This is a genomic window from Methylohalomonas lacus (genome assembly GCF_024808875.1).
GTDB lineage: Bacteria > Pseudomonadota > Gammaproteobacteria > Methylohalomonadales > Methylohalomonadaceae > Methylohalomonas > Methylohalomonas lacus.
This window is the reverse complement of record NZ_JANUCT010000006.1, coordinates 48,789-75,186: the sequence shown is the minus strand read 5'-3', so window position 1 is coordinate 75,186 and position 26,398 is coordinate 48,789. Positions and strand designations below refer to the sequence as shown.

The following is a 26,398-nucleotide window of genomic DNA, read 5'->3' as shown; positions in this document are numbered from 1 at the left end:
GACCTCGGTGCCTGTGACAATCAATTCATGCTTGTGATGGAGAGGGTCGTGGTTTTTTTGCCCGGAAAATGGATGGTCAATCCGCTTGCCGTACTGCTGTTATTCTTTAATGTCACATTCGCCGGCACGGTTGTCGCCCAAAGCGATGAAGCAACCGCCGGTGCCGGCGACAAGGCATCCTACGCAACGCTGGCCGAACTCCTTGAGAACGATGAGGCGCGGGAACGTCTGATCGATGAGTTGCGGCAATTGTCGGCTGAAACGGAACCTGCTAATGATGCCGGTCAGTCGCCGGCAATAGAAACTGTCACTGCGGCGGAACCATCGTTTGCCCGTAAAATAGCCAATAACACGCAGACATTTGCCGAGGAAATGATCGCGAAATTCCGCGATGGTAGTGCTGCGTTGGTGGCCGTGACCAGCAGCGACGATGCCGTTGACTGGAGTGCGGCGGCGACGGGCGCGCTTAACCTGGTGTTGGTGATCGTCGCCACGGTCGCCCTCTACTTTATATTGCGCCGCCTGGCGCGATCACTGTTCAGCCTGGCCAATCGCTGGGCTCTGAAACAACCGGACGGGCGCCAGACACTGCTGCGTCGTGGTGCTGCCGTTCTGGCTTCGGCGATTGTCGATTTTCTGGTGATCGTACTGGCCTGGGTGGGCGGCTATCTGTTTGCACTGTTCGTGCTTGGTGACAGCGGCAGCATGGACACGCGTGAGTCGCTGTTCCTCAATGCCTTCCTCGTCGTCGAGCTGTTCAAGGCCTTATTGCGCATTATCTTTGCGTCGCGCGATGAGGGTCTGCGTCTGCTACCGATGTCGGCGGAAACTGCAGCTTACTGGAATGCATGGCTGGCGCGTCTGAGCGGCTTTATCGGTTACGGCATCATGCTGGTGGTACCGATGATCAACGCGTTGTTGTCGGTAGCTCTGGGCCAGATGGTCAGTACACTGATCATGCTGATGGCTTTAGCCTATGCGCTGGTGGTTATTCTGCAGAACCGGGTCTCGGTCAAGGAACAGCTGCAGGTCCAGGCACGGACAGCCTCGTTCACATTCTCGCGGGTCAGTCTCGGCATGCTGGCACGCAGCTGGCATGTGTTGGCCATACTTTATTTCGTCACATTGGTGGTGGCCATGATGGTGCGACCGGAGGACGCACTGCCGCTAATGCTTAAGGCTACTGCCCAGACACTGCTGGCGATCGCTGTCGGTATCTTCCTGACTCTGTTAATGGGGCAGGGCATCGGTCAGCCGTTACGAGTACCCGAACAGACGCGCTTACGCTTTCCACAGCTGGAACAGCGTTTGAATGCCTTTATACCGACGACCCTGAAAGTTGTACGTGTGGTCATCCTGGTCGCGGTCATCGCCGTTGTCATGGATGCCTGGGGTCTGTTCAGTCTGACCGCCTGGCTGGCCTCGGAAGCCGGTACGCATGTCATCGGTACAGCTCTCACGGTTGCCATAATTCTGCTGGTGGCCATGCTGATCTGGATCGGGCTGGCCAGCTGGATCGAGCATCGTCTCAATCCGGATAGTGGTCGTGGTGAACCGACTGCGCGTGAAAAGACATTGCTGACCATTTTCCGCAATGCCGTGGCTATTGCCATGATCATCATGACGCTGATGATCGTGCTCGCCGAGATCGGTATCAACATTGGCCCGCTGCTGGCTGGCGCCGGTGTGCTCGGTCTGGCCATAGGTTTCGGTGCCCAGAAGCTGGTTCAGGACATCATCACTGGCGTTTTCATCCAGATGGAAAATGCCATCAATGCCGGCGATGTTGTCACCGCTGGCGGCATTACCGGTACGGCGGAAAAACTGACCATTCGTTCACTCGGCATTCGCGATTTGTCTGGTACCTATCACCTGATTCCGTTCTCCTCGGTCGACAGCGTGTCCAACTACATGCGTGACTTTGCCTACCACGTGGGTGAGTACGGTGTCGCCTACCGCGAGGACACCGACGAGGTCATCGTAAAACTGCGTGAAGCCTTCGCAGAACTGGTTGCCGATCCGGCACAGCGCGAGAATGTCATCGGCGATCTGGAGGTGCATGGCGTTACAGCACTGGCCGACAACTCGGTCAATATCCGCGTGCGCATCAAGACGCTGCCGGGCGTGCAGTGGGCAGTCGGTCGCGAGTACAACCGCCTGGTCAAACGTCACCTGGATGCCGCCGGCATCGAGATCCCGTTCCCGCACATGACCCTGTACTTCGGCGAGGACAAGGACGGTTCGGCGCCGGTGGCGCCGATACGCCTGACCGAAGCGCCGGCCCGCCTGGGCGCCGACCAAAGCGGTCAGGCGGGCGCGGCGAAAGCCAATCCGCAGGCGCGTGGCGACTTCGACGAGGCGGATGCCGAGCAGTAACGCAGCAGGATCCAGTCAGACCATGCCGGGCGCAAACACGGTCGGCATGGCTGCTGACCAGGGTTTTTGGCCGGATCCGCTATTCCTGTAATCGTACAGCTGGGGCATAATCGGCGCTGGTTTAACCTGCGTGTCCGTCTTATGTCTCGTCTGTTGCTGTTGTTATTTCCCCTGCTGATTGCACCGGTCATCGCCCAGGATGAATTGACGGATTTCGATACCGCGCGCGGTCATTTCTGGGAAACCCTGTACCCGGGTGGCGGCTGGACGCTGTACTGTGGTCTGCGTTTCGAGGCGGAAGGCAACGGCGATGGTGTGATGGCAACCATCGATCATATTTACTCGATGCCGCGTGTCTATCGCGCTCTGGGTTGCAGCAGTCGCCTGCGTTGCAATCAGGAGCGTGGCAATGAATATCGGCGTATCGAGGCTGATCTGCACAACATGTATCCGGCCACCGGTGCTGTGGTAATCCAGCGGGCCGATTCCTATTTCGCCGGGATTGAAAGTGCCGAGTCGCGTTTTCAGGAGTGCGATTTTCGTCGTCGCGGTCGCCGCGTGGAGCCGCGCGATATTGCCAAGGGCAATATCGCACGGACATTGCTCTACATGCAGCGCGAGTACGGGTTGCCGCTGGCCGAGGACATGGAGCTGCTCAAGTCCTGGAACCGGGTGGATCCGCCCAGCGAACAGGAAATGAACCGCAACGATCGGATCGAGCGCCTGCAAGGCAACCGCAACCCGTTTATCGATCAGCCACAACTGGCCGATGATCTCTGATCAGTCGATGCCGGCCGTGTTCCGGGTCGGCTGCAGGTTGCTGGCGCGCACGATATCGGTAATGGCCTCGATGACCAGTTCCGGTTGATCGATATGCACGTGATGCCCGCTGTGACGGGCGATGCGCTGCTCGCTGTGGTTGGTCAGCTGCGCAAGTTCCTTTTGCAGCATTTGCCATTGTGCCTCGGCCGCACGACCGGCCGGTGTTTCACCCCAGACCGGCTGGCCGCGGCTCAACACAATCAGCGGCATTTCCGGGAACGGTCGCAACTCGGCCACCTGCGCGCCGCTTTCGGCGAAGTTCGACAGTTCATCCATTTGCGCGAAGATCGCCTTGCGGCGTGAATTCAGGAACTCACCGATCTCCCGGGCATTACCGGCCGGGTTGCCGCGCGGCTGGCTCAGCATCACCGGGTTGACTGAACTTGCATGCGCCTGTTGTAGACTATCACCGGCCTCGAGATTGGCCAGTTGTTGCAGGCGCCTGGTCTGTTCGGGATGGGATGAATCCACCAGTACCATGCCGACAACCTCATTGGCGTAGCTTTCGGCAAAGTGCTGGGCGATGTAGCCGCCAAAGGAATGACCAACCAGGATATAGGGGGGCGCTTCCTGGGCCGCTTGCAGCAATTTGTGCAGTTCCTTCGCCATCAACGCGGCGGTACGCGGTCCCGGACCTTCGTCGCTCCAGCCGTAACCGGCGCGATCATAGCTGCAGATCCGTGCATGTTTGCGCACACGATCCTGGATCGCGAGCCATTCCATGGATGAACTGCCGAGTCCGGTATCAACAATCACTTTCGGTCCACCGCTGCCGGTACAGTACAACTGCAGGTCATAACCGCCGACGTCATACATCTTGCCGGGAGGCTTTCCAATACTGACATCGACCGCTCCAGACGAGGCCGGCATAAACAACAGCGACATAATTAATGCCGGGATGAAACGGTCCGTCATCCCGAAAATGCCTGTTTTGCGATACATGGTGAGTGTGGCCGGCTTATTTATGGGCGAGTATCAGTGAAAAGTAATCGTCGTCGGCCTGGTAATGCTCTTGCAGTGTCAGGCCACTGTGTGTAACGAGTGCCTGCAGTGATTCTGGTGTGAACTTGTGGCTGACCTCGGTCAGAATAGTTTCGCCGCTCTGTAACTTGATGTCGGCCTCCAGCCGGCCGAGATGGACGTGCTGTTCATGCTCGCTGACCAGTCGCATTTCGATGCGCTGGTGCGTCGGGTTGTACTCGGCACGATGCCGAAACCGATCGGGTACGAAATTGGCATGCAGTTCGCGGTTGAGCACGCGCAGCACATTCAGGTTGAATGCGGCAGTCACGCCGTCGTTATCGTTGTAGGCGGCTTCAAGTATCGCCGGGTCCTTGACCCGGTCGGCACCGAGTAGCAGACGATCGCCGGCGCGCATGCATTTTTCGATTTCATTGATGAAGCGCTGTGCCGCTGCCGGTTCGAAATTGCCGATGGTACTGCCCAGAAACACGAACAGTCGGCGGCCGGTAAACGAAGGCAGATTGTCGAGGCCGGCGTGATAATCGCCGACGATGGGATTGATCGCCAGCCAGTCATATTTGCCGGATAGTTCCTGGCTGGCCTGCAGCAGCATGTCCTCGCAGACATCCATCGGTGCATAATTGCAGGCGTGGCCGAGGTCGACGCAGGCGTCGAACAGCCGCTGGGTCTTGCGCGAGCTGCCACTGCCGAGTTCGAGAATCTGGTCGGGATTGCTTGACGCGATGATGTCGCGCGCATGACGCTGTAGCAGCTCGTTCTCGGTACGGCTGGGGTAGTACTCGCGCGTTTCGGTAATGCGCTCGAACAGATCCGAACCGTGGGCATCGTAAAAATATTTGGGCGGTAGCGTGCGCGGCCGACTGAGCAGGCCGTTGCGAGCGTCTTCAATAATATCGGGCACCGGCCGTGCCGGTTTAAGAACCTGGCAGACAACGTCAGCATTGGCTTTGATGAGCGGATCAGTGTTCGCCATTGATCAAGGATGTCCGTTATTAGAGAGTGTGTGATGACAGGTCGCGACGACTTGCTTTTATGGCAGACTAGCATCGGTCATCGGACGAGGCCAGCGTTTAATGGTACTGGTGCTGATGCAATGGACATATCATAAACAGCTGATATCGTTTGTTTTATTGGTCGCTTCGCAACATTGACCGGAACGTTTGCCGGCGCTTGCGATGATCGTCGGCCAGACAGGGATCGATCTATAAGTCATGTCATTGAGTATATTCCAGCAGGCCTTTCAGCAGGGCGCGCCGATCATCACCGCCAACGATCGTCTCGCGCGCCAGTTGCGCCTGCGGCATGCCGACTTCAGCCGTGAAGCCGGCCATGAAGTCTGGACGCGCGCGCCGATTTATTCCTGGCAGGCGTGGCTCAAGCACTGTTACGACGCCTGGCTCGATTATCATCTCGACACTGCAGGCCTCGATACCGCCGGGACGGCGCCGCCGGCGCTGCTCGGTGCGCAGCAGGCCGAGGCGGTCTGGCAGTCCATTATTGAACATTCGGCAGCGGGCAGGGCGCTGCTGCAGTCCGGTGCCACCGCCGCCAGCGCTGCCGAGGCGCGGGATCTGTTATGCGGCTGGCAGGTACCGTTGTCGGCCCTGCAGGCCGGCCAGGATTTCGCCGATCACGAGGACACGCGTGCCTTTGCTAACTGGCTGGAAACCTTCATCGCCCGCAGCGAGCGCGACGGCTGGCTGGACCCGCCGCGCCTGGCCGATGTCATCAACAAGGCATTTGCCGACGGCGAACTGGCCGTGCCCGCCGAACTGTATCTGGCCGGTTTCGACGAGCTGCGGCCGCAGCAGCAGGCGTTGCTGGATACGCTGGCCGAGCACGGCTGCCAGGTGACGCCGCTGCCCGCTACCGAACACGAACAGGCCATCTGCGAACAGTTGCCCTGCGTCGACGCTGCCGCCGAGATCCGCCAGGCTGCCACATGGGCGCGGCAGCAGCTGGAACAGGACCCGGCGTTGAACATCGGCATCGTCGTCCAGGACCTGGCCAGCCAGTGCGAGACCATCGCACGTGTGTTCGACGAACTGCTGTGTCCGGGGGTACGCCTGCCGGGAGCCGACGCCGAGCGGCCGTACAATATTTCGCTGGGCCGGCCGCTGGCGACGATGCCGCTGGTGCGCGACGCCCTGCTGGCACTGGAACTGGCCGCCGGACCGGTCAGCTGGACCACGGCCGGCGCGTTACTGCGCTCGCCGTTTCTGGTCGGCGCCGACAGCGAGGCCGATGGTCGCGCGCGGCTGGACGCCCGCCTGCGCCGGCGCGGCCGCGAGCAGGTCAGTCTGAATGATCTGCACTACCATGCCGGCGAGGCCGGTTGCCCGCTGCTGCAGCGGGCGATCGCGCAGTGCCAGTCGCTGGCCGAACAGTTCGGCGGCCGGCCGACGGCGGCGACGCACGCCGGCTGGATCGGCGACTGGCTGGCGGCGCTCGGCTGGTCGCGCGGTCGCAGCCTGTCCAGCGCCGAATACCAGACCGTTACCGCATGGTGGGAACTGCTGGGCGAATTCGCCCAACTCGATGCCTACGCCGGACCGCTCGGCTGGCCGCAGGCAGTCGCGAGCCTCAAGCGGCTGGCGAACAACAGGCTGTTCCAGCCACAGTCGGCCGCTGCGCCGGTGCAGATCATGGGCCTGCTGGAGGCGGCCGGGCTGCAGTTCGATCGGCTCTGGATCATGGGGCTGCACGATGATGTCTGGCCGGCCAGCCCGCGGCCGCATCCGCTGCTGCCTATCCCGCTGCAGCGCCGCTATCAACTGCCGCATGCCACCGCCGAGCGCGAACTCGACTACGCCCGCCGTACCACTGAACGCCTGCTTGCCAGCGCGCCGCGAATTGTCGTCAGTTGGCCGCAGCAGGAAGGTGACGCCGTGCTGCGGGTGTCACCATTGCTGGCCCACCTGCCGACGGTTACTGAGGAGAACGAGCCGGCGCCGGACCTGGCGCATGGCCTGTACGCAAGTGCGCCGCCGCTGGAGACCTTTAACGACGATCCGCCGCCGCCGCGACAAGCGGACGAACCGCTGCGCGGTGGCACCGCGGTGCTGCGCAACCAGGCGGCCTGTCCGTTCCGCGCCTTTGCCGAGCACCGCCTGCATGCGCGCGCCCTCGAGGAACCGGTGCCCGGCCTCGACGCCGCCGGCCGCGGCGCACTGGTGCACGAGGTCATGCGTGTGGTCTGGGACGAACTGCGCGATCAGAGCGCGTTGCTGGCGCTGGACGCCAATGCGCAGTCCGAACTCGTCGGCCGCTGCGTCAGGACGGCATTGAATGACTGGGAAACTAAGCACGCCAGCCAACTGCCGCCACGCTTTCGCGAGGTCGAGGCTGCGCGCCTGCAGTCACTCGCGAATGACTGGTTGCAACTCGATCGTGAACGCGCGCCGTTCAGTGTCGAGGCGCGTGAAAGCGAGCAGGCGATCCGCATCGAGGATCTCGAATTCGCCGGTCGCATCGACCGGCTGGATCGACTTGAGGATAACCGTCGGCTGATCATCGACTACAAGACCGGCCGCGTGGACACCCGCGTCTGGGTCGACGAGCGCCCGGACGATCCGCAGCTGCCGCTGTACGCGCTCAGCCAGCGCGATCACCTGGCCGGCATCGCTTTTGCCCAGCTGCGCATCGGTGAGCTGCAGTACGCCGGTGTCGCCGATCGCTCTGGCGTGGCGCCCGGCATCGATGCGGTCGGCGAATGGAAGCGACTGCCGCCGGACTGCGCGACGCTGCCGGACCTGCTCGCCTACTGGCAAACGCAGCTGGGCGCGCTGGCGCGATCCTTCGGCGCCGGCGACAGCGACGTCGATCCCAAGGATCCGCGCCAGACCTGCCGCTATTGCCCGCAGTACACACTCTGCCGTATCGACGCGATCAGCCTCGGCAGCCACGACATGGAGGCGGGCGATGAATAACACAGCACAGCCGCCCGATCAGACCGTACGCGAGCAGGCACTGGACCCGGCCGGATCCTTTATCGTTCAGGCGCCGGCCGGCTCCGGCAAGACCGACCTGTTGATCAAGCGCTATCTGCGGTTGCTGGCGACTGTCGAGCGGCCGGAGGCGATCCTGGCGATTACCTTCACCCGCAAGGCCGCCGCCGAGATGCGCCAGCGGGTACTCGATGCGTTGCGCCAGGCCGATGAACCGGCCGACTCGGAAAATGAAAAACGTCTGCGCGAACTCGCGCAAACCGCATGCGAACGCGATCGCGAGCAGAACTGGCAGCTGACCGACAATCCGGCGCGGCTGCGCATCCAGACCATCGATGCTTTCAACGCCGAACTGACGCGTCAGTTGCCGCTGCTCGCCGGCTTCGGCGCCCAGCCGCAGATCACCGAAACCCCGGTCGAGCTGTACGAGGAAGCGGTGCGCCAGACGCTGGAGATGCTCGAGTCCGGCGAGCGCTGGTCCGCATCCATCGCCGCGCTACTCAACCACCTCGACAACGACTGGCACAAGACGCACGCCCTGCTCACGGCCATGCTACCGAAACGCGAGCAGTGGCTGACGCAGATCACGGCCAGCACCGATCGCGCCTACGCCGAACAGGCGCTGGCAAACGAGATCATGCATCAGCTGGAACAGCTGCGCCTGTGCGTGCCCGAAACGGCCGCTGATGACATCGTCGCGCTGGCCGGCTTTGCCGCCGACAATCTCGAGGCCGACGCCAGTGCCATTGCCGGCTGCCGCGATCTGGCCGCGCTGCCGGCCGCCAGTGTCGACGCCCTGCCACAGTGGCGCGGTCTGGCCGAGCTGCTGCTCACCCGGGACGGCGGCTGGCGCAAGAAGCTGAACAAGAACCAGGGCCTGCCACCGGAGGCGAAGGATCAAAAGGCGCGCATTGAACAGTTATTGCTGGACCTGGCTGCAGCGGAAGATTTTCGCCGGCGCCTGCACGCGGTGCGCGAATTGCCCGAGCCACGCTTCGGGGATCGCCAATGGCAGCTGCTGGAAGCGCTGGCCGAACTGCTGCCGCTGGCGGTGGCGCAGCTGAAAGTGGTGTTCGGCGCCCATGGCAAGGTGGATTTTGCCGAGATGGCCGCGCGCGCGCTGCAGGCCCTGGGCGACGCCGACAATCCCACCGATCTCGGCCTGCGGCTGGACTACCGTATCAGCCACATCCTGGTTGACGAGTTTCAGGACACCTCCGTCATCCAGAATGAATTGCTCAAGCTGCTGACCGCCGGCTGGCAGCGCGGCGATGGCCGCACGCTGTTTTTGGTCGGCGATCCCATGCAGTCGATCTACCGTTTCCGCGCCGCCGAAGTCGGCCTGTTCCTGGAAACGGCAGCGCACGGCCTCGGTGATATTCCGCTGGTGCCACTGCAACTCGGCACCAACTTCCGCTCGACTGGCGGCATCGTCGACTGGGTCAATCAATGCTTTCAGCAAGTGCTGCCGCAGCGCCCGGACATCGCCAGCGGCGCCGTGCCGTACGCGCCGTCGGCCGTCTGGCATGCCGGCGATGGCCGGGCCGTGTCGGTGTACCCGCAGTTCAGTAACGACACCGTTGCCGAGGCACAGCAGGTACTCGACATTATTAATGAACCCATGCCGGCGGGTGCAACCACTGCCGTGCTGGTGCAGACGCGCAATCATCTCGCCGGCCTGGTGCCGTTGCTCAGGCAGCAGGGCATTCGCTACCGCGCCATGGAGATCGAGCGGCTCGGCCATCAGCCGGTGGTGCTCGATTTGCTCGCGCTGACCCAGGCGCTGGTGCATCCGGCGGATCGCATCAGCTGGCTGTCGCTACTGCGCGCGCCGTGGTGCGGCCTGACGCGCCAGGACCTGCACGCGCTGGCGGCCCGGCAACCGGAAGCCACCGGTCCGGAGTTGATCAATGCAGATGACACATTATTAATTCATGACGGCAGGCAACGGCTGCAGCGTGTGCGCGAGGTGCTCAATACCGCGATTGCCGATCGTCGCCGGCAGACGCTGCGCAATACGGTCGAGTCCACCTGGTACGCGCTCGGCGGTCCGGCCTGCGTGCATGCCGCCGCGGCGCTGGACGATGCGGCCGCTTTCTTCCGCTTGCTGGAAAGCATGGAAGACGGCGGCGATCTGCTGAACGGCGCGGCACTGGTCCGCGAACTCGAACGGCTGTTCGCGCCGCCGGACCCGGAGGTGGGCGAAGATGTCCTGCAGATCATGACCGTGCACAAGGCCAAGGGCCTGGAATTCGATCGCGTGATCATACCGGGACTTGGCCGCAGGCCGCGCCACGACGACCCGCAATTGTTGCTGTGGCAGATCCGCCAGCGCGAGGAACATGCGGATTTATTGATCGCGCCGCTGACCGCCGCCGGCGCCGAGCGCGATCGCGTCTACCGTTTCATCCAGACACTGGACCGGGAACGCGGCGAGTACGAACGCGGCCGCCTGCTGTACGTCGCCTGTACCCGTGCCCGACGCGAACTGCATCTGCTCGGTCATACCACTGTGAAGGAAAAGGACGACGGTTCGTATGAACTGCGAGCGCCGCAGTCCGGCAGTGCCCTGTCCCTGCTCTGGCCACAGCTGGCGGCCAGCTATGAAAATGCATTGGCGGATTACCATGGTGAGGATGATGCGGGCCATACGGATGCACAGGCATCCGTTTATACGCCGACACGCCTGCGCGCCGATTGGTCCGTACCGCCACTGGCCGCACCCGTCGCCTTGCCGACGCCGCTGACGGAAGCGGCCGACGCGGCCCTGCCGATCGAGTTTTCCTGGGCCGGCGAGACCGCGCGCGTTATCGGCATAGTCGTGCATAGGCTATTGCAACGTATTGCCCGCGACGGCGCCGGTGCCTGGCCGCAGCCGCGCATCGATCAATTGAATCCGACCATCCAGGCATTGCTCATTCAGCAGGGCCTGCCGGAAGAACGCCGGGCCGCTGCAGTCGATCAGGTACGGCAGGCCCTGCAGACCACATTGAATGACACGCGTGGCCACTGGATACTCGACAACAGCCATGAACAGGCCGACTCGGAACTGGCACTCACGCGTTTCAACAATGGCCGCCTGGAAAGCGTTGTTATCGATCGCACGTTTGTTGATAAAGACGGTATGCGCTGGATCATCGACTACAAGACCGGCAGTCACACCGGCGGCAGTCCGGAAGCGTTCCTCGACCAGGAACGGGAGCGTTACCAGCCGCAGCTCGAACGTTATGCCGAGTTCATGTACGCGCTGGATCAGCGGCCTGTAAAGCTCGGGCTCTACTTCCCGCTCATGGCTGGTTGGCGCGAGTGTAATGGTTTGTATCAATCAACTTGAATGCCGCATTCCGGGCACCTGCAATGATCAAGAAAATGATCGAATGACATAGATCGATTGTACTTCAGGGGCAAGAATCAGTAGAACTGCAATAATTATTGTGCAGGATTAATAGTTAAAGCATGTGCTGAATATTTATTCTTTTTAACAAAGAGAAAGGCATGCAGGACACAGTTTACCGGTACATCTTGCCCGAGGCGCCGACGGTGGAGTGTTTGCGGCGCTGGCTCGCGCCGCAGGCGGGCAGTCTCGTGCCACAGGCCGGGCGTGTGTATCGGCGCAGCTATTTCGATACTTTTGATTGGCGGCTTTACCGAAAGCACCGGGTACTGGAACTGGACTGGGCCGCGGGTCGTGGCCAGCTGCGATTGCATGGTTTCGAGCGCGAACAGGCGCAGCATCTGCTGCCGGTTGAGCGCATGCCGGCTTTTCCCGCGGAACTGACGGCGTCCCGGCTGCGGCGTCAGCTGGAGAAGATTTGTGACGTACGCGCGCTACTGCCGGTGGCGAACTGGTTTCACCGCCTGCAGCGTCATGACTTTCGCGACGTCAACGGCAAGACTGTTGCGTACATTGACGTGTCGACCTTTCATGATCGCCGCGATGCCGAGGTGCTGTACGTGCAGCTGTCGATCGCGCCATTGCGCGGTTATGTCGATCAGGGCGATGCCCTGCGCCGGCAGCTGGAACCGCAGCTGACGCTGGCTGCGCAACAGGCCGATCCGTTCGAGCAGCTGTGCCGCGAACGCGATATCGTGCCGGGCGGTTACGACGCCCGGCTGATTTTGGCACTCGAACCGGACGAACGCACCGATGCGTCACTCGGCCGCCTGCAGCTGTTCCTGCTCGGCGTCATGGAGCTGAACGAGGCCGGCATACGCGATGACATCGACACGGAGTTCCTGCATGATTACCGCGTCGCCTGCCGCCGCAGTCGTACCCTGCTACAGCAGGCCATGCCGCTGCCGGATGAGGAAGCACGCGCGCGCTTCAAGACCCTGTTCGCTGAACTCAGTCGCGTTACCGGCGATTGCCGTGACTGGGATGTCTTTCTGCTCGAATTCGATCATTTGCCTGGCGACGCGCCGGCCGGGGTGCACGATGAGCTGCGTGCGATCTGCCGGGACGAGCGCGAACGCGCCCGGGCGCGGCTGTTGCGCTACCTGGACAGCGCGCGTTACGCGCGCGACATGCGTGACTGGCGCAGCTGGCTGGAACGTGCCGCCGCCGGCGGCTATGCCGGCGAGGCGGCGGCCATGCCGATCAAGGCCACGGCCGATCGTGTCATCTGGCGCAGTTATCGCGGCATTCGCAAACGCGGCCGCAAGCTGAAGCCGGAAACCGATATTGAAGGCCTGCACGAGTTACGCAAGCGCTGCAAGAAACTGCGCTATGGCATCGAGGCGTTTCGCTCGCTGTACCCGGCGGCAGCGATCGATCACCTGATCAAGCGGTTGAAGAAACTGCAGAACACCATGGGCGCGATCGTCGACGCCAGCACACAGGGCGACCTGCTGCTGCAACTCCACGAGCGTCACAGCCTGAGTGCGGCAGCAGCCGGGCGCGTACAGCAGCTGATCGCTGACTGCGACGCGCGCCATGCTCGCTGCCTGCAGGATTTCCGTGCCGCGTTCGACCGCTTCAGCCGCAAGCAGGATCACGCGGCGGTCAAGCGCCTGTTCAAACCCAACCGGATCGAGCACGCCGATGAAAATACTCGCCACGTATAACCTCAAGGGCGGTGTCGGCAAGACCGCCGCCGCGGTCAATCTCGCCTACTGCGCGGCGCAGGCTGGCCGCCGTGTGCTGCTGTGGGATCTCGATCCGCAGGCGGCGGCGACGTACTACTATCGCATCGAGCCGGGACTCGACGGTGGCAGCAAGACGATCATCAGGCGCAAGGAAGACCTGGAACGCTTCATCAAGGCCAGCAATTACCCGACGCTGGACGTGATCCCGGCCGATTTCTCCAACCGCGAAATGGACGTGTTGCTGACCGAAGTGAAAAAGCCCGGCAAGCGGCTGGCGAAGATCATCAAACCGCTGGCCGAGGACTACGATATCGTTCTGATCGACTGCGCGCCGAGCATCGCGCAAGTATCGGAAAGCGTGTTCAGCGCCGCCGATGCCCTGCTGATCCCGGTGATCCCGACGCCGCTCTCGGTGCGCGCCTACGAGCAGGTCGAGGCGTTCTGCCAGCGTAACTACGCCGATCTGCGGCTGCTGCCGTTCTTTTCCATGGCCGACCGGCGGCGCCAGCTGCACCAGCAGATCATTGCCGAGTTCCCGGAAAGCTACCCGGCGGCGTTAGCCAGCGTCATTCCGTACGCCAGCGTGGTCGAGCAGATGGGTACGCGGCGTGCGCCGCTGGGCGCCTATGCCGCTGCCAGCGAGGCGGCGCGGGCCTACGTCAGTCTCTGGATCGAGATCGAGCAGCGTCTGCGCGCCGGTTAGGATCGCCGGGACGATTCGTATTAAGATGAATGACTGAAAAGCCGGTCCAACCGTTTATACGGGTCGGAGACGGCGTATTGAACATTGTTGATCATCGGGGCCGAGCTGGAGAGTCGGAATGACCGAGCAGAACACCCACCTGTCGGCGCCGGGTGTGCCGCATATCCCGAGCGTGTCGCAGCAACAGCTGTCACGCGCCTGGGAGACCTTTGTCGACAGCGGCCGCTTTGCCGGCGAATCGCCGCGCAGCGTCATCGCACGCAGCTGGGAGCGCAGCCGCGAGATCGGCCTGAACCCGCGCGCCGAGCGCGCGCCGACGGTCCTCTCCAACGAGGAAATCGAGGCCTGGCTGGTGCGCGAGGACCTCGGCCGCGCCGGTCGCCCGGTACTGGATGAGCTGGCGAACACCGTGCGCGACACCCGCCACGTCATTGTTCTGGCCGACCACCAGGGCCGGATCCTGTATTCCGTTGGTCACGACCAGATCCAGGAACACCTCGAACGCATCAACTTTCGCCCCGGTGGCGGCTGGCTGGAAGCGGACGTCGGCCCCAATGGCATCGGCACGCCGCTAGCGCTGCAGCGCCCGGAAGTAGTGCTCGGCGTCGAGCATTATTGTCAGGGCTGGCAGCCCTGGGTCTGTTACGGCGCGCCGATCATCAACCCGCTGAACCGGCGCCAGCCGCTGGGCGCAGTCGACATTACCGGGCCGGTGCAGAACATCTCGCAGGAAGCCATGGTGCTGGCGGTGTCGATCGCCCAGACCGTGCAGTCGGCGCTGTCGGTGCGCCTGTATGAGCGGCGCGAGCTGCTGCGCGGCCTGGCCCGCGATAAGCGCAGCCGCTGGCCGGACGATGGCGTCATCGTCGTCGACATGAACGGCGACATCGTCGACACCAACAACCGCGCCAGTCGCTGCCTCGGCAGCGACTACATCGCGCTGTTCAATCGGCCGGTAAGCCGCTTCCTGCCGGGCGTGTGGCAGACGATCGAGCAGCACCTGAACGAGGCCTGCGCCGGTGACCTGCAGGTCACCGCGCGCAGCCAGGGCGGTGACCTGCAGGCATTACACTGCCGGATCGAGCCGATCGCCATCGGCGATGACTGCCTCGGCGCGCTGCTGGTGATCGGCGCGGCGCCGGGCCGGCGGCGTGAGTCGGCCGTGGCGCAGCCGGCGGTGTCGCGCTACAGCTTCGACAACATCCTCGGCGATTCGCCGGCCATAGCCAAGGCGCTGCAGATGGCGACCGCCGCTGCCCGCGATCCGCTCGACAACAGCGTGCTGCTGGTTGGCGAGACCGGCACCGGCAAGGAACTGCTGGCGCATGCCATCCACGCCGAGGGCGGGCGAAACGACGGACCGTTCATTGCTATCAACTGCGGCGCACTGCCGCGCGACCTGATTGAAAGCGAGCTGTTCGGTTATACCGGCGGTGCGTTCACCGGCGCCCGCCGCGATGGTCAGCCGGGCAAATTCGAGTTGGCGCATAATGGCACGCTGTTTCTCGACGAGATCGACTCGCTGGATCCGGAGCTGCAGGCGAAGTTCCTGCGCGTGCTCGATAACAAGGAGATCACGCGGCTCGGCAGCAGCCAGCCGCTGCATGTCGACGTACGCATCATCGCTGCGGCGACGCCGGAGCTGGCGCGGGCGCTGGAAAACGGCCGTTTTCGGCTCGATCTCTACCACCGTCTATGCGTGCTGGAAGTGCGTGTACCGGCACTACGCGAACGCGGCGACGACGTCGTTGCACTGGCGGAATCCTTCCTTGCCAAGGAAAGCCTGGCCGCCGGCTGCCAGCCGCCGCAGCTGGGCCCGGCGGCGCGCGACTACCTGCGCCGCCATGCTTGGCCCGGCAACATCCGTGAACTGCGCAACCTGTGCATTCGCTGGCTGCTGACCGCCCGTGACGGCCGCATTAGCGACGCCGACGTGCCGCAGGCCGCCGCGCCGCGCCTGGCCGGGGACGAACCCGCCGCAGAGCTGCGCCATGTCGAGGATGATCTGATCCGCCGCACGCTGGCGGAAACCGGCGGTAATGTCAGCGCCGCGGCACGTAAACTGGGCATCGATCGCAGTACCATCTATCGCCGCCGCCGTGGCTGGAACGATCCGCTGTAGCATGGCTGTTGCATAATGCCGCAGTGAACTGTGGCGCCACAGTTTATGGCAACAGTTAATGCAACAGCTGCTCATGAATAGGTTGTCCATGAACATGAAAAACAAGCCTTTACACTCTGCTGCCCGCTGCGGCGTGATTGGTACGGAATCTGCTAGGGACACGGGTACGTAGGTGTGTAACCGACTACGAGTTGATTGCCATCAACGCTATATGTCGCCTTTCCGGGAAACCGGGAAATGGTTCGGGCAAATGCGACATATCCTATATAGCAGGCTGCCGCATGCAGCCTGCTTTTTTTTTAACCGCAGTATTACGATATGATTCGAGTCAATCTCCGACTGTCTCGGAGCCAGACATAAAAAATACCATAGACCGTCTCGTCATGATCAAGACGGCAGCTGACCTGGATGAAGAAGAGGAGGGTCGTTATGTCGGAAGTGAAAAAGTACCCGGTGCCGGAAGCGATTGCGAGCCGCGCGCACATTAACAAGGAACAATACCAGGCGCTGTACAAGCGCTCGATCGAGGATGCCGATACCTTCTGGGCCGAACAGGCCGATCGCTTCCTGAGCTGGGACCGGATGTGGGACAAGGTTCAGGAGTGGGACTTCAAGACCGCCGACATCAAGTGGTTTATCGGCGGCCAGCTGAACGTATCCTATAACTGTCTGGACCGGCACCTGGCGCAGCGCGGCGACCAGACCGCGATCATCTGGGAAGGCGACGACCCGGCCGATGACAGGCACATCACCTACCGCCAGTTGCATGAGGAAGTCTGCAGGTTCGCCAACGTGCTGAAGGCGCGCGGCGTGAAAAAGGGCGACCGGGTCAGCATCTACCTGCCGATGATTCCCGAGGCGGCCGTGGCCATGCTGGCGTGCACCCGCATCGGCGCGATCCATTCGATCGTGTTCGGCGGCTTCTCGCCGGAGGCGCTCAAGGATCGTATTCTCGATGCCGACTGTCACGCGGTGATCACCGCCGACGAGGGCCTTCGCGGCGGTCGCACGGTCCCGCTCAAGGCGAACACCGACAAGGCGCTGCAGTCGTGCCCGAACGTCGATACCGTCATCGTGGTCCGGCGCACCGGCGGCAACATCGACTGGAACGAGCAGCGCGATATCTGGTACCACGAGGCGATGGCCGCGGCCGGCGCCGACTGCCAGCCGGAACCGATGGATGCCGAGGATCCCCTGTTTATCCTCTATACCTCCGGCTCGACCGGCCAGCCCAAGGGCGTGCTGCACACCACCGGCGGCTACCTGCTCTACTGCGCCATCACGCACAAGTACGCATTCGACTATCAGGACGGCGAGGTCTACTGGTGCACCGCCGACGTCGGCTGGGTCACCGGCCACTCGTATATCGTCTACGGGCCGCTGGCCAACGGCGCGATCACGCTGATGTTCGAGGGCGTGCCGACCTATCCCGACGCCAGCCGGTTCTGGCAGGTGGTCGACAAGCATCAGGTTAACACTTTCTATACGGCGCCGACGGCGATCCGCGCGCTCATGGGCCAGGGTAACGAGCTGGTCAGCAAGACCAGCCGCGCGAGCTTGCGTATCCTTGGCACGGTCGGCGAGCCGATCAACCCAGAAGCCTGGGAATGGTATTACAACGTCGTCGGCGACGGCCGCTGCCCGATCGTCGACACCTGGTGGCAGACCGAGACCGGCGGCCACCTGATCACGCCGCTGCCGGGGGCGACTGACCTCAAGCCGGGTTCGGCGACCCTGCCGTTCTTCGGTGTCGAGCCGTGCCTGGTCGATGACAAGGGCAACGAGATCGAGGGGGCCGGCGAGGGTGCGCTGTGCATCAAGCGGCCCTGGCCGGGCATCATGCGTACGGTCTATGGCGACCACGAGCGTTTCATAGACACCTATTTCAAGATGTTCCCCGGCAAGTACTTTAGCGGCGACGGTGCGCGCCGCGACGCCGATGGCTACTACTGGATTACCGGCCGCATCGACGATGTCATCAACGTCTCCGGTCATCGCATGGGCACGGCCGAGGTCGAGAGCGCGCTGGTGCTGCACGAGGCGGTGGCCGAGGCCGCCGTGGTGGGCTTTCCGCATGACGTCAAGGGCCAGGGCATCTACGCCTACGTGACCCTGATAGCCGGCCACGAGCCCAGCGACGAACTGCGCCAGGCGCTGGTCAAGCACGTGCGCAACGAGATCGGCGCCATCGCCGCGCCGGATGTCATTCAGTGGGCGCCGGGCCTGCCGAAGACCCGCTCGGGCAAGATCATGCGCCGCATTCTGCGCAAGATCGCGGCCAATGAACTGGACAACCTCGGTGATACCAGTACACTAGCCGACCCTTCAGTGGTCGATACGCTAATCGACGCACGAGCAAACAAGTAATCAAGCCCAACACCAAGGAAATCTGAATACGTTATGAATCTGGACAGAGTCGGACCGGGCGACAATCCGCCCGATGAAATTAACGTGGTTGTGGAAATCCCGATCTACAGCGAGCCGGTCAAGTACGAACTCGACAAGGACACCGGCGCCATGTTCGTCGATCGCTTCCTCAACACGTCCATGCGCTATCCGTGCAACTACGGCTATATCCCGCGGACCCTGTCGCTGGACGGCGACCCGGTGGACATCATCGTCGCCACGCCCATGCCGCTGATCCATGGCTCGGTGATCCGCTGCCGGCCGATCGGCGTGCTGGAGATGGAGGATGAGGCCGGTGACGACAGCAAGGTTCTGGTCGTACCGATCAGCAAGGTGTCCAAGTTCCACCAGAACGTCGATACCCACGAGGACCTGCAGCCGGCGCTGCTGGACCAGATCTCGCATTTCTTCGAGCACTACAAGGACCTGGAGCCGAACAAGTGGGTCAAGATCCGGGGCTGGCAGGGTATCGATGCCGCGCGCAAGGAAATCACCGACTCGCTGGCTCGCTACTCGGACGAGCCGGATAAGCCCCATTACTGATTAACTATCTGTTTTTATTGTTATTTTATAAAACCCGTAACCGGCCGGTTACGGGTTTTTTTTAGGCTCGGCGCGCTCATGAATAATTTACGCGAAACCCTGTTGACAGAGGGGTGGGGTTGTTATATTGTGCGATGCAGCAATTGTGCAATGCACAATGTTCGATGTAGAGCAATGAACAACTGAATGATTCCACGGAGTGAGTAACATGCAAAACGATATCTTTGAACAATTCGTCAACGCCGGCAAAGCCTCTTACGAAAACCTGCAGCAGCTGGGTGCCATCAACACCAAGGCCGTGCAGAAACTGACCGAGCTGCAGTTCTCGATGGCGACGATGGGCATCGAAAGCGGTGTCGAGCAGGCCAAGCTGCTGTCCAGCACCACCAATTACAAGGATCTGATCTCGGCCGAATCCGAGCTGGCTAACACCTATAGCAGCAAGATGATGGATCTCAGCAAGCAGACCGCTGAAGTGCTGAACGAATCCGGCGAGGAAATCGCTGCCTGGTTCGAAAAGAGCGCGGAAAGCTTTGGTGAGACCGCCAAGTCGACTGCCAAGAAGGCGACGACCACGGCCACCAGCAGCACCAAGAAGGCTGCCTAATCGAGCTTTCATTGGCCCTTGTGTCCCGGTCAAGAAACCCGTTCCCCGCAAGGGGTACGGGTTTTTTTACCTGTGGCGGGGTTCACTGCAGCAGATACAACTTGTAATCCCGGATTGCGCCGGGACAAACCGTTAGATTGTCGAGGAAACGTCGATGAATGATGCATCCCATGCGCAGAAGGTGGCTGGGCTGGAAATTCTGACACCGGCACCCGCCGCCGAACACGAGCGTATTCTGTCGCCGGAGGCGCTGGCCTTCGTCGAAGGCCTGGTGCGTGAATTCCGGCCGCGCGTAGACGCGTTGCTCGAGGCGCGCCACGAGCGCCAGGCGCGGCTTGATGCCGGTGAGCTGCCGGACTTTCTCGATGCAACGGCCGACATTCGAAACGCCGACTGGCAGGTCGCGCCGCTGCCTGCGGATCTGCAGGACCGGCGTGTCGAGATCACCGGCCCGGTCGATCGCCGCATGGTGGTCAACGCGCTGAACTCCGGTGCGCGTCTGTTCATGGCCGACTTCGAGGATGCCTCGAGTCCGACCTGGCAGGCCATGATCGATGGCCAGGTCAATCTTTATGACGCGATTCGGCGTCAAATCGACTTCACCGCCGACAACGGCAAGGACTACAGGCTTAACGACCAGGTGGCCACGCTGCTGGTACGCCCGCGCGGCTGGCACATGGAAGAAGGCCATGTACTCGTCGACGGCCGGCCGGTGCCGGCCGGTCTGTGGGATTTCGGTCTGTACCTCTATCACAACGCGCATGCGCTGCTGGAGCACGGCAGCGGGCCGTATTTCTACCTGCCGAAGATGCAGTCGCACCTTGAAGCACGGCTGTGGAACGACGTCTTCAATTATGCCCAGGATGCGCTCGCCATACCGCGCGGCACCATCAAGGCCACGGTGCTGATCGAAACCGTGCTCGCCGCCTTCGAGATGGACGAGATCCTGTACGAACTGCGCGAGCACTCGGCCGGCCTGAACTGCGGCCGCTGGGACTACATCTTCAGTTTCATCAAGTGCTTCCGCAATCACCCGAATGTCGTGCTGCCGGATCGCAGTCAGGTGACCATGACCACGCCGTTCATGCGCGCCTATTCGCAGTTGCTGATCAAGACCTGTCACAAGCGCGGCGTGCACGCCATGGGCGGCATGGCGGCACAGCTGCCGGTGCGCGACGACCCAGACCTGAACGAGATGGCGATGCTCAAGGTGCGGCGTGACAAGGAGCGCGAGGCGCGCGACGGTCACGACGGCTCCTGGGTGGGCCATCCGGCACTGGTGCCGATTTGCGAGGACGTCTTCAACCAGTACATGCCGGAAGACAACCAGATCAGCAAGCAGCGCGATGATGTTGAGGTCAGCGCCGCCGATCTGCTCAGACTGCCGGAGGGTTCGATCACTATCCACGGCCTGATGAGCAATGTCAGCGCGGCGTTGCGCTATACTGAGGCCTGGCTCGGTGGTCTCGGCGCCGTGCCCATCTATAATCTGATGGAGGATGCGGCGACCGCCGAAATCGCGCGCGCCCAGGTCTGGCAATGGATCCAGTATCCGAAGGGCATGCTGGCAGACAGCCGCGCGGTCAACGAGGAACTGTTCCGGCGTGTGCTTGCCCACGAGATTGAGTCGATCCGGATCGTGTACGGCGAGCAGTTTTTTGCCCGGCGTCATTACCAGGCGGCGGCGGAATTGCTGGATCACATGATCACGGCGCAGGAACTGCCGGAATTCCTGACCTTGGAAGCGTATCGGCAGCTGGCCGAAATCCATGGTTAGCCGGCCGGCGTGCGGTTGGGACAGCATGCTGGTATGTTGCTGATTAATGATTATTAACGAACGAACAAGCCAAGAGATTTAGACGCAAAATGAGTGACAAGAACCCGTTTCCTTTCTGGAATACCGACTGGGTCGACGCCCAGCGCAAATACATGGAAGCCTGGTCGGCGCTGAGCGGTGCCGACGCCGGTGGCAAGTCCGGTTCGACCTCGACCGGCAATGGCGAGGATGCCAATCCCTGGCAGAAGGCGCTGGAGTTCTGGTGGCAGTCGATGGCGCAGACCGCGCCCGGCGAAACCCAGGACTTTTACAGCAAGATTATCGACCAGACGCAGGCTTTCTATTTCGTCACCGATCAGTTAAGCCGCTTCATGCAGGGACTCGCCGAGATCAGCCAGAGTCCCGAGGACTGGCAGGAGAAGCTCGAACAACAGTTCCGGGAAATGAAGGATTACCTGGGCCGTCAGAACAGCGAAGCCAGTCAGGTCCTGAATGGCATGTTCGGTGCCTGGCAGCTGCCCATGGATACGCTGCAGCGGACTTTTTCCAGTGGCTCGCTATTTCCGGGCGATTTCCTGCAGGGCATGAAACCCGAGGCCATGGGAGAGGTCACCGACAAGTTCCTGTCCGTTCCGGGTGTCGGCTATACACGCGAATCGCAAGAGCAGGTTCAGGAAGGTTTGCGGCTGTGGGCGCGCTACCAGCGTACCGCACAGGAATACCAGCTGGAGATGAACAAGATATCGATGGCTGCGCTGGATATTATGAAACAGCGTATCCTCAAGATGGCCGAGAACGACGAGCAGATTACCACGCTGCGCGAAATCTACGATCTCTGGGTCGACAGTAATGAAGCAGCCTACGCTGAATATGTGTTCACGGATGAATATTCGGAACTCTACGGTCGCCTGACCAACGATCTCATGGCACTGAAGCACCATGGTCAGGGCTTCATCGATGAAACTGCCAACGCCATGGGCATGCCGACGCGCAAATCCGTTGTGACCATGCAGAAGCGCCAGCAGCAGCTGCGCCGCGATCTGATCGCCTCGAAGGATCGCATTGAGGAGCTTGAGGACAAGCTCGACAGGGTTGATGCGCTTGAGCGTGAGGTTCAGTCACTGAAAGGCGGTCGGGCAAGTGCCGGTAGCAATGCGACTGCGACCAGTAAGAAAAAGGTCAGCAAGAAGAAAGCCGGCAAGAAGAAAACCGGTAAGAAAAAGACATCCAGCAAGAAAACCGGCTGAATACCGGCCAGACAGCTACTAACGTAAGGAGTGAATAACGTGTTTCCGTTCCAGATGAGACCTGACGAGATTACGCGTGAGATCAACGAATTCAATACCAAGCTCGCGCAGGGGTTCAAGACCCTCAGTGATCTGGGTGAGATTGAAGTTGGTATCTCGGAAAAAGAACCGGTCTATACCGAAGACAAGCTGGTGCTCTATCATTTCAAGCCACGCGTCGAAAACCCCAACAAGGTGCCGTTGTTGATCGTGTATGCACTGGTTAACCGGCCCTATATGGCCGACCTTCAGGATGGTCGTTCGATGATACAGGGGCTGCTCGATGCCGGTCAGGATGTCTACCTGATTGACTGGGGCTATCCGGACGATGCCGACCGCTTCCTGGATCTGAATGATTATATCAATGGTTACATCGACCGTTGTGTCGATGTCATCCGCAAGAAGCATAACCAGAAGCAGATCAATATGCTCGGCATTTGCCAGGGCGGCACATTCAGTCTCTGTTATACCGCCCTGCATCAGGACAAGGTGAAAAACCTGATCACTACGGTTACGCCGGTTGATTTTCACACGGAAAACGATCTGCTCAGCAACCTGGTGCGCAACATCGATGTTGACCAGCTGGTCGATACGCTTGGCAATATCCCCGGCGAACTGCTCAACTGGACCTATCTCGGCCTGAAGCCGTTCCAGCTGATGGGGCAAAAGTATATTGATCTGGTCAACCTGCTCGATGATACCGACAAGGCGCGCAACTTCATGCGCATGGAGAAATGGATATTCGACAGCCCGGATCAGGCCGGCGAAGCCTTCCGTCAGTTCACCAAGCAGTTCTACCAGCAAAACGGCCTGGTCAAGGCTACCGTGCGTCTTGGTGACAAGACCGTCGACCTGCAGAATATCAAGACGCCGATCCTGAATATTTATGCCGCCGCGGACCACCTGGTGCCGCCGGACTCTTCCAAGGCGCTGGGCGGTTGCATCGGTACCGACGACTATTCCGAGCTGGAATTCCCCGGCGGCCATATCGGTATCTACGTCAGCGGCAAGGCGCAGAAAATGATCCCGCCGGCGGTGGGTGACTGGCTGGCCGAGCGCAGCTGACGCTGCCGGCGCGCGTAGCGCCGGTGTGGACTGCTTTCAGTAGATCAGTTGTACACGTGCCTGTAGCGCGGATGGCCGGGCGCCGTCGAAGGCGCCGCCGTCGATATTGAGAACCTGAACGTACTCGGTCGATAAGGTAAGGTAATGATTGCTGTACCAAGTCAGCCCCAGGGAGGCGTTGCGCTGGCGCCCACCATTGATGCCAGCATCGTTCAGATCCAGTTCACTTAACCGCAGACCCAGTTGCCAGATGCCTGGTGCGCCAGGTGCTGGGCGCAGGCGGCCGAACGTACCCTTCGTACTGTTGTAGGGCTGGGCCTCGCCGGTCAATATCCAGCCCGCGTCGATATGCCAGCCCTGGAAACCGACATCGGCAAATGAGTCAGGCCGGTTTATATGGGCGTGAATATAGTCCGCCTGTAGCGACCAAGGACCCTGGGCCCATGCGGTTTCCAGACCGTAGAATACGTAGTCGCGTGCCGCGAAAGCCCCCGTATCGACCAGCTTGAGATCGGTTACTCGCGATTCCGGTTGCTGGGAAAAACGCGTGCTGCGGCTGCTGTCGAGCGATCGGTATGCAATGGCCGCTCCGAAGTGCAGGATGCGGCCGTCGCTATGGTCAGGTGCTAGTGTCGCGCGTGCCGAGGCGGAGTGGCGGATATTGTCGTTGTCATCACTGGTGCCAGGCACAAATACGCCTGCCGTTGCAGTCCACTGGCGGTCATGACGATGTAGTTCAATGCCCATATTGCGATTCGGTGTCAGGGTGCTGGCTAAAGAACGTTCCATGAAAGCCAGGTCGCGGACACTGGTGAGTCTCTCCATGCCGAACGGTTCCTTGAAATGGCCAGCCTTGATACGCAGACGTTCCAATCTGCCCTTCGGGTGAGTGTAGCTGACGAATGCGTCGCGTATGCCGCTCACGCCGTCCTTGGAAACATCATAGGTGAATTTCGCCGTCCAGGCGTCACCAAGCTGGGCTCTAGCACTGAACCGGGCCCGGCGAACGTTGGTTCCGCCGTCCAGCCGTGCCGCGCCATCATCGCGATAGGCAGCGGCATCCAGTTGCAGCCGCAGATTGCCTTCAAGACGTAGGTCGTTCCTGGTGTCCGTCAGACAGAATACGGTCTGACAGCTTGGTTCAGACTGTGACGGTCGATCAGTTGTGGCCGCTACCGGTGGTGATACCATGATCGTCGGTATCAATATCGTTACCACGGTAACCCCATCGCGTATCATCGCAACCCTTCATGCGTTATTACCCAATTTTGCAAAGAATAGTACAACGAGATGATTTGAAACTGAATGGGCAGGCTCTGTTTGCCGGACGAGATAATCGGGCCTATGGCCGCAGACAGGCTTTTGTAAAAAGGCGATATTGTCGTCAGGTTTCGCCAGCAGGTCACCACATCGATCGGCCAGCCCGTCTGAGGTGGTTGGCGATAAGAAGCAGATGTGCGCCAATTCCGTGCAGGTAATGAAATCGTATTCTTGATACCTGACGCTGGCGTCGGTGTCGTAATAGACATCGAATGTCCGTATCCGTATGCCAGCCTCGCATAGCTAGTTTCCATGCCATAAAAAAACCGGGCCTCGCCCGGTTTTTTATGCTGATTGTCAGATGAGGCTTTATCCCTTCATACGATCCATCATGGTACGAATCGACTGGTTCATGTCTTCCCAGTTTTTCTCCATCTGTTTTCTTACGTCCTGCCAGGCCTGTTCGCCCGCCTGCTGGAGTTCTTCCATCTGCTTCTGAACCTGTTCCTGCTGTTCCTTGATTTTATCGATCTGCTTCTGATATTCGATTTTGGCACTGGCTTCCTGCTTTTCTGCCTCGGCATAGAGCTGTTTGAGCTGGGCATTCCATTCGTCCATCTGGGACTGTAATTTTTCGATATACTCGTCTTTGCTGCTCATCACTGCCTCCTTTCGGCCGCGTGTTGAGTTGTAGGAATTGGGTGCGGGACCGGCGATAAAGTTCCCCGCCACCAGCCGCTAATACGATTCGCCATTCAATTGCCGGACTTTTGCAGCAGGGCGACGTCGTCTTCGAGCAGCATGAGCTCGGCCTGCTGCCGCCGGGCAAGCCAGTGCAGACTGGCGTCGCTAAAAAAGCAGACTTGTGTAACGTGGGCACTGGCGTGCGCCGGGCCCGTGTCATGGTCGTAACGCTGCGTCATTATACCCAGCCAGCCGCCGGGCTTGAGCACACTGAACAACCGGTCGAGTTCGCGGCCGGGGCTGTGCAGGTGTTCGAGCACGTCGCTGCAGGTAATGAAATCGTAGCTTTGGTACCACACACTGGCGTCGGGATCATAAAACACGTCGAAGGTGCGTACCCGCATGCCGGCTTCGCGCATCTGGCCGGCCAGCAATGGCCCGGGCCCGGAACCAAAATCGAGGCCGACGGACCCCGGTGCGAGCCTTGCCAGCAACGGGCCGGTCAGCCGCGACAGGACCTTGCCGTAATCGCCGTCAGCGGTGTTCTTGTCGTGGCGGTCGTAGCTGGATTTCTCCGCCAGCGGATCCGGCCGTTCAGCCGTTGGCACGTAAACCAGATCGCAGTGGGGGCAGAGCTGGTAGCAATGATGCTTGTCCCGGGAAAATAGGCCGGCCTCGCGGCCGCCGCACAAGGGGCACTGGCTGTTCTGCAATCCCGTCACCGTCGGTTA

The 26,398-nt window shown here is 61.2% G+C and carries 18 protein-coding genes; 13 read left to right on the top strand and 5 right to left on the bottom strand.

The window, feature by feature from the left end:
- Positions 1-72 precede the first annotated feature (72 nt).
- Together J2T55_RS05405 and J2T55_RS05400 are read left to right on the top strand one after the other, a co-directional pair.
- A complete protein-coding gene (locus tag J2T55_RS05405) occupies positions 73-2,376 on the top strand; it encodes a mechanosensitive ion channel domain-containing protein (protein ID WP_259054692.1) in 2,304 nt (767 codons plus the stop codon).
- 141 nt (positions 2,377-2,517) lie between these two features.
- Positions 2,518-3,156, top strand: a complete 639-nt coding sequence (locus J2T55_RS05400) for an endonuclease (RefSeq protein ID WP_259054691.1) — start codon at positions 2,518-2,520, stop codon at positions 3,154-3,156.
- On the opposite strand, the gene J2T55_RS05395 is transcribed toward J2T55_RS05400, so the two are convergent.
- Together J2T55_RS05395 and egtD are read right to left on the bottom strand one after the other, a co-directional pair.
- Complete coding sequence (locus J2T55_RS05395; RefSeq protein WP_259054690.1) at positions 3,157-4,083, bottom strand: alpha/beta fold hydrolase; 927 nt, start codon at positions 4,081-4,083, stop codon at positions 3,157-3,159.
- A gap of 73 nt (positions 4,084-4,156) precedes the next feature.
- Entirely contained in the window at positions 4,157-5,155 is a 999-nt protein-coding gene (gene egtD / locus J2T55_RS05390) for an L-histidine N(alpha)-methyltransferase (RefSeq protein ID WP_259054689.1), read from the bottom strand.
- 238 nt (positions 5,156-5,393) lie between these two features.
- Here egtD and J2T55_RS05385 point away from each other — a divergent pair, with 238 nt between their 5' ends.
- From J2T55_RS05385 to J2T55_RS05335, 11 genes are all read left to right on the top strand, one after another.
- Positions 5,394-8,111: a PD-(D/E)XK nuclease family protein gene (locus J2T55_RS05385; RefSeq protein ID WP_259054688.1), complete on the top strand. Its 2,718-nt coding sequence runs from the start codon at positions 5,394-5,396 to the stop codon at positions 8,109-8,111.
- A complete protein-coding gene (locus tag J2T55_RS05380; RefSeq protein WP_259054687.1) occupies positions 8,104-11,463 on the top strand; it encodes a UvrD-helicase domain-containing protein in 3,360 nt (1,119 codons plus the stop codon). The genes J2T55_RS05385 and J2T55_RS05380 overlap by 8 nt, the downstream gene beginning before the upstream one ends.
- A gap of 161 nt (positions 11,464-11,624) precedes the next feature.
- Positions 11,625-13,193, top strand: a complete 1,569-nt coding sequence (locus J2T55_RS05375; RefSeq protein WP_259054686.1) for a CHAD domain-containing protein — start codon at positions 11,625-11,627, stop codon at positions 13,191-13,193.
- Positions 13,171-13,917: a ParA family protein gene (locus J2T55_RS05370; RefSeq protein ID WP_259054685.1), complete on the top strand. Its 747-nt coding sequence runs from the start codon at positions 13,171-13,173 to the stop codon at positions 13,915-13,917. Before J2T55_RS05375 ends, J2T55_RS05370 begins: the two co-directional genes overlap by 23 nt.
- 118 nt (positions 13,918-14,035) lie before the next feature.
- Complete coding sequence (locus J2T55_RS05365) at positions 14,036-16,039, top strand: sigma-54-dependent Fis family transcriptional regulator (protein WP_259054684.1); 2,004 nt, start codon at positions 14,036-14,038, stop codon at positions 16,037-16,039.
- A 429-nt stretch (positions 16,040-16,468) separates the two neighbouring features.
- On the top strand, positions 16,469-18,406 hold the full coding sequence (gene acs, locus J2T55_RS05360) for an acetate--CoA ligase (protein ID WP_259054683.1): 1,938 nt from the start codon (positions 16,469-16,471) through the stop codon (positions 18,404-18,406).
- Positions 18,407-18,439: 33 nt separating this feature from the next.
- Positions 18,440-18,988, top strand: coding sequence for an inorganic diphosphatase (gene ppa, locus J2T55_RS05355; RefSeq protein WP_259054682.1), 549 nt, complete (start codon positions 18,440-18,442; stop codon positions 18,986-18,988).
- Between the two features lie 208 nt (positions 18,989-19,196).
- Positions 19,197-19,595, top strand: a complete 399-nt coding sequence (locus J2T55_RS05350; RefSeq protein ID WP_259054681.1) for a phasin family protein — start codon at positions 19,197-19,199, stop codon at positions 19,593-19,595.
- A 154-nt stretch (positions 19,596-19,749) separates the two neighbouring features.
- Entirely contained in the window at positions 19,750-21,372 is a 1,623-nt protein-coding gene (gene aceB, locus J2T55_RS05345) for a malate synthase A (RefSeq protein WP_259054680.1), read from the top strand.
- A gap of 89 nt (positions 21,373-21,461) precedes the next feature.
- A complete protein-coding gene (gene phaE, locus J2T55_RS05340; protein WP_259054679.1) occupies positions 21,462-22,619 on the top strand; it encodes a class III poly(R)-hydroxyalkanoic acid synthase subunit PhaE in 1,158 nt (385 codons plus the stop codon).
- A 39-nt stretch (positions 22,620-22,658) separates the two neighbouring features.
- Positions 22,659-23,723 carry a class III poly(R)-hydroxyalkanoic acid synthase subunit PhaC gene (locus tag J2T55_RS05335; protein WP_259054678.1) on the top strand — a complete coding sequence of 355 codons (1,065 nt, stop codon included), beginning with the start codon at positions 22,659-22,661 and terminating at the stop codon, positions 23,721-23,723.
- Between the two features lie 36 nt (positions 23,724-23,759).
- On the opposite strand, the gene J2T55_RS05330 is transcribed toward J2T55_RS05335, so the two are convergent.
- From J2T55_RS05330 to J2T55_RS05320, 3 genes are all read right to left on the bottom strand, one after another.
- Entirely contained in the window at positions 23,760-24,962 is a 1,203-nt protein-coding gene (locus J2T55_RS05330; RefSeq protein WP_259054677.1) for an OprO/OprP family phosphate-selective porin, read from the bottom strand.
- 390 nt (positions 24,963-25,352) lie between these two features.
- Positions 25,353-25,643: a sll1863 family stress response protein gene (locus tag J2T55_RS05325; protein ID WP_259054676.1), complete on the bottom strand. Its 291-nt coding sequence runs from the start codon at positions 25,641-25,643 to the stop codon at positions 25,353-25,355.
- A 95-nt stretch (positions 25,644-25,738) separates the two neighbouring features.
- Positions 25,739-26,389, bottom strand: coding sequence for a class I SAM-dependent methyltransferase (locus J2T55_RS05320; RefSeq protein WP_259054675.1), 651 nt, complete (start codon positions 26,387-26,389; stop codon positions 25,739-25,741).
- Positions 26,390-26,398: the final 9 nt, after the last annotated feature.

Excerpts from the sequence above, each read along its gene's own strand:
- aceB (WP_259054680.1), top strand. The coding sequence starts at position 19,750 with ATGAATGATGCATCCCATGCGCAGAAGGTGGCTGGGCTGGAAATTCTG.
- J2T55_RS05365 (WP_259054684.1), top strand. The coding sequence starts at position 14,036 with ATGACCGAGCAGAACACCCACCTGTCGGCGCCGGGTGTGCCGCATATC.
- acs (WP_259054683.1), top strand. The coding sequence starts at position 16,469 with ATGTCGGAAGTGAAAAAGTACCCGGTGCCGGAAGCGATTGCGAGCCGC.
- J2T55_RS05330 (WP_259054677.1), bottom strand. The coding sequence starts at position 24,962 with ATGATACGCGATGGGGTTACCGTGGTAACGATATTGATACCGACGATC.
- ppa (WP_259054682.1), top strand. The coding sequence starts at position 18,440 with ATGAATCTGGACAGAGTCGGACCGGGCGACAATCCGCCCGATGAAATT.
- J2T55_RS05395 (WP_259054690.1), bottom strand. The coding sequence starts at position 4,083 with ATGTCGCTGTTGTTTATGCCGGCCTCGTCTGGAGCGGTCGATGTCAGT.
- egtD (WP_259054689.1), bottom strand. The coding sequence starts at position 5,155 with ATGGCGAACACTGATCCGCTCATCAAAGCCAATGCTGACGTTGTCTGC.
- J2T55_RS05405 (WP_259054692.1), top strand. The coding sequence starts at position 73 with ATGGTCAATCCGCTTGCCGTACTGCTGTTATTCTTTAATGTCACATTC.
- J2T55_RS05385 (WP_259054688.1), top strand. The coding sequence starts at position 5,394 with ATGTCATTGAGTATATTCCAGCAGGCCTTTCAGCAGGGCGCGCCGATC.
- J2T55_RS05370 (WP_259054685.1), top strand. The coding sequence starts at position 13,171 with ATGAAAATACTCGCCACGTATAACCTCAAGGGCGGTGTCGGCAAGACC.
- J2T55_RS05350 (WP_259054681.1), top strand. The coding sequence starts at position 19,197 with ATGCAAAACGATATCTTTGAACAATTCGTCAACGCCGGCAAAGCCTCT.
- J2T55_RS05380 (WP_259054687.1), top strand. The coding sequence starts at position 8,104 with ATGAATAACACAGCACAGCCGCCCGATCAGACCGTACGCGAGCAGGCA.
- J2T55_RS05375 (WP_259054686.1), top strand. The coding sequence starts at position 11,625 with ATGCAGGACACAGTTTACCGGTACATCTTGCCCGAGGCGCCGACGGTG.
- J2T55_RS05400 (WP_259054691.1), top strand. The coding sequence starts at position 2,518 with ATGTCTCGTCTGTTGCTGTTGTTATTTCCCCTGCTGATTGCACCGGTC.
- phaE (WP_259054679.1), top strand. The coding sequence starts at position 21,462 with ATGAGTGACAAGAACCCGTTTCCTTTCTGGAATACCGACTGGGTCGAC.
- J2T55_RS05325 (WP_259054676.1), bottom strand. The coding sequence starts at position 25,643 with ATGAGCAGCAAAGACGAGTATATCGAAAAATTACAGTCCCAGATGGAC.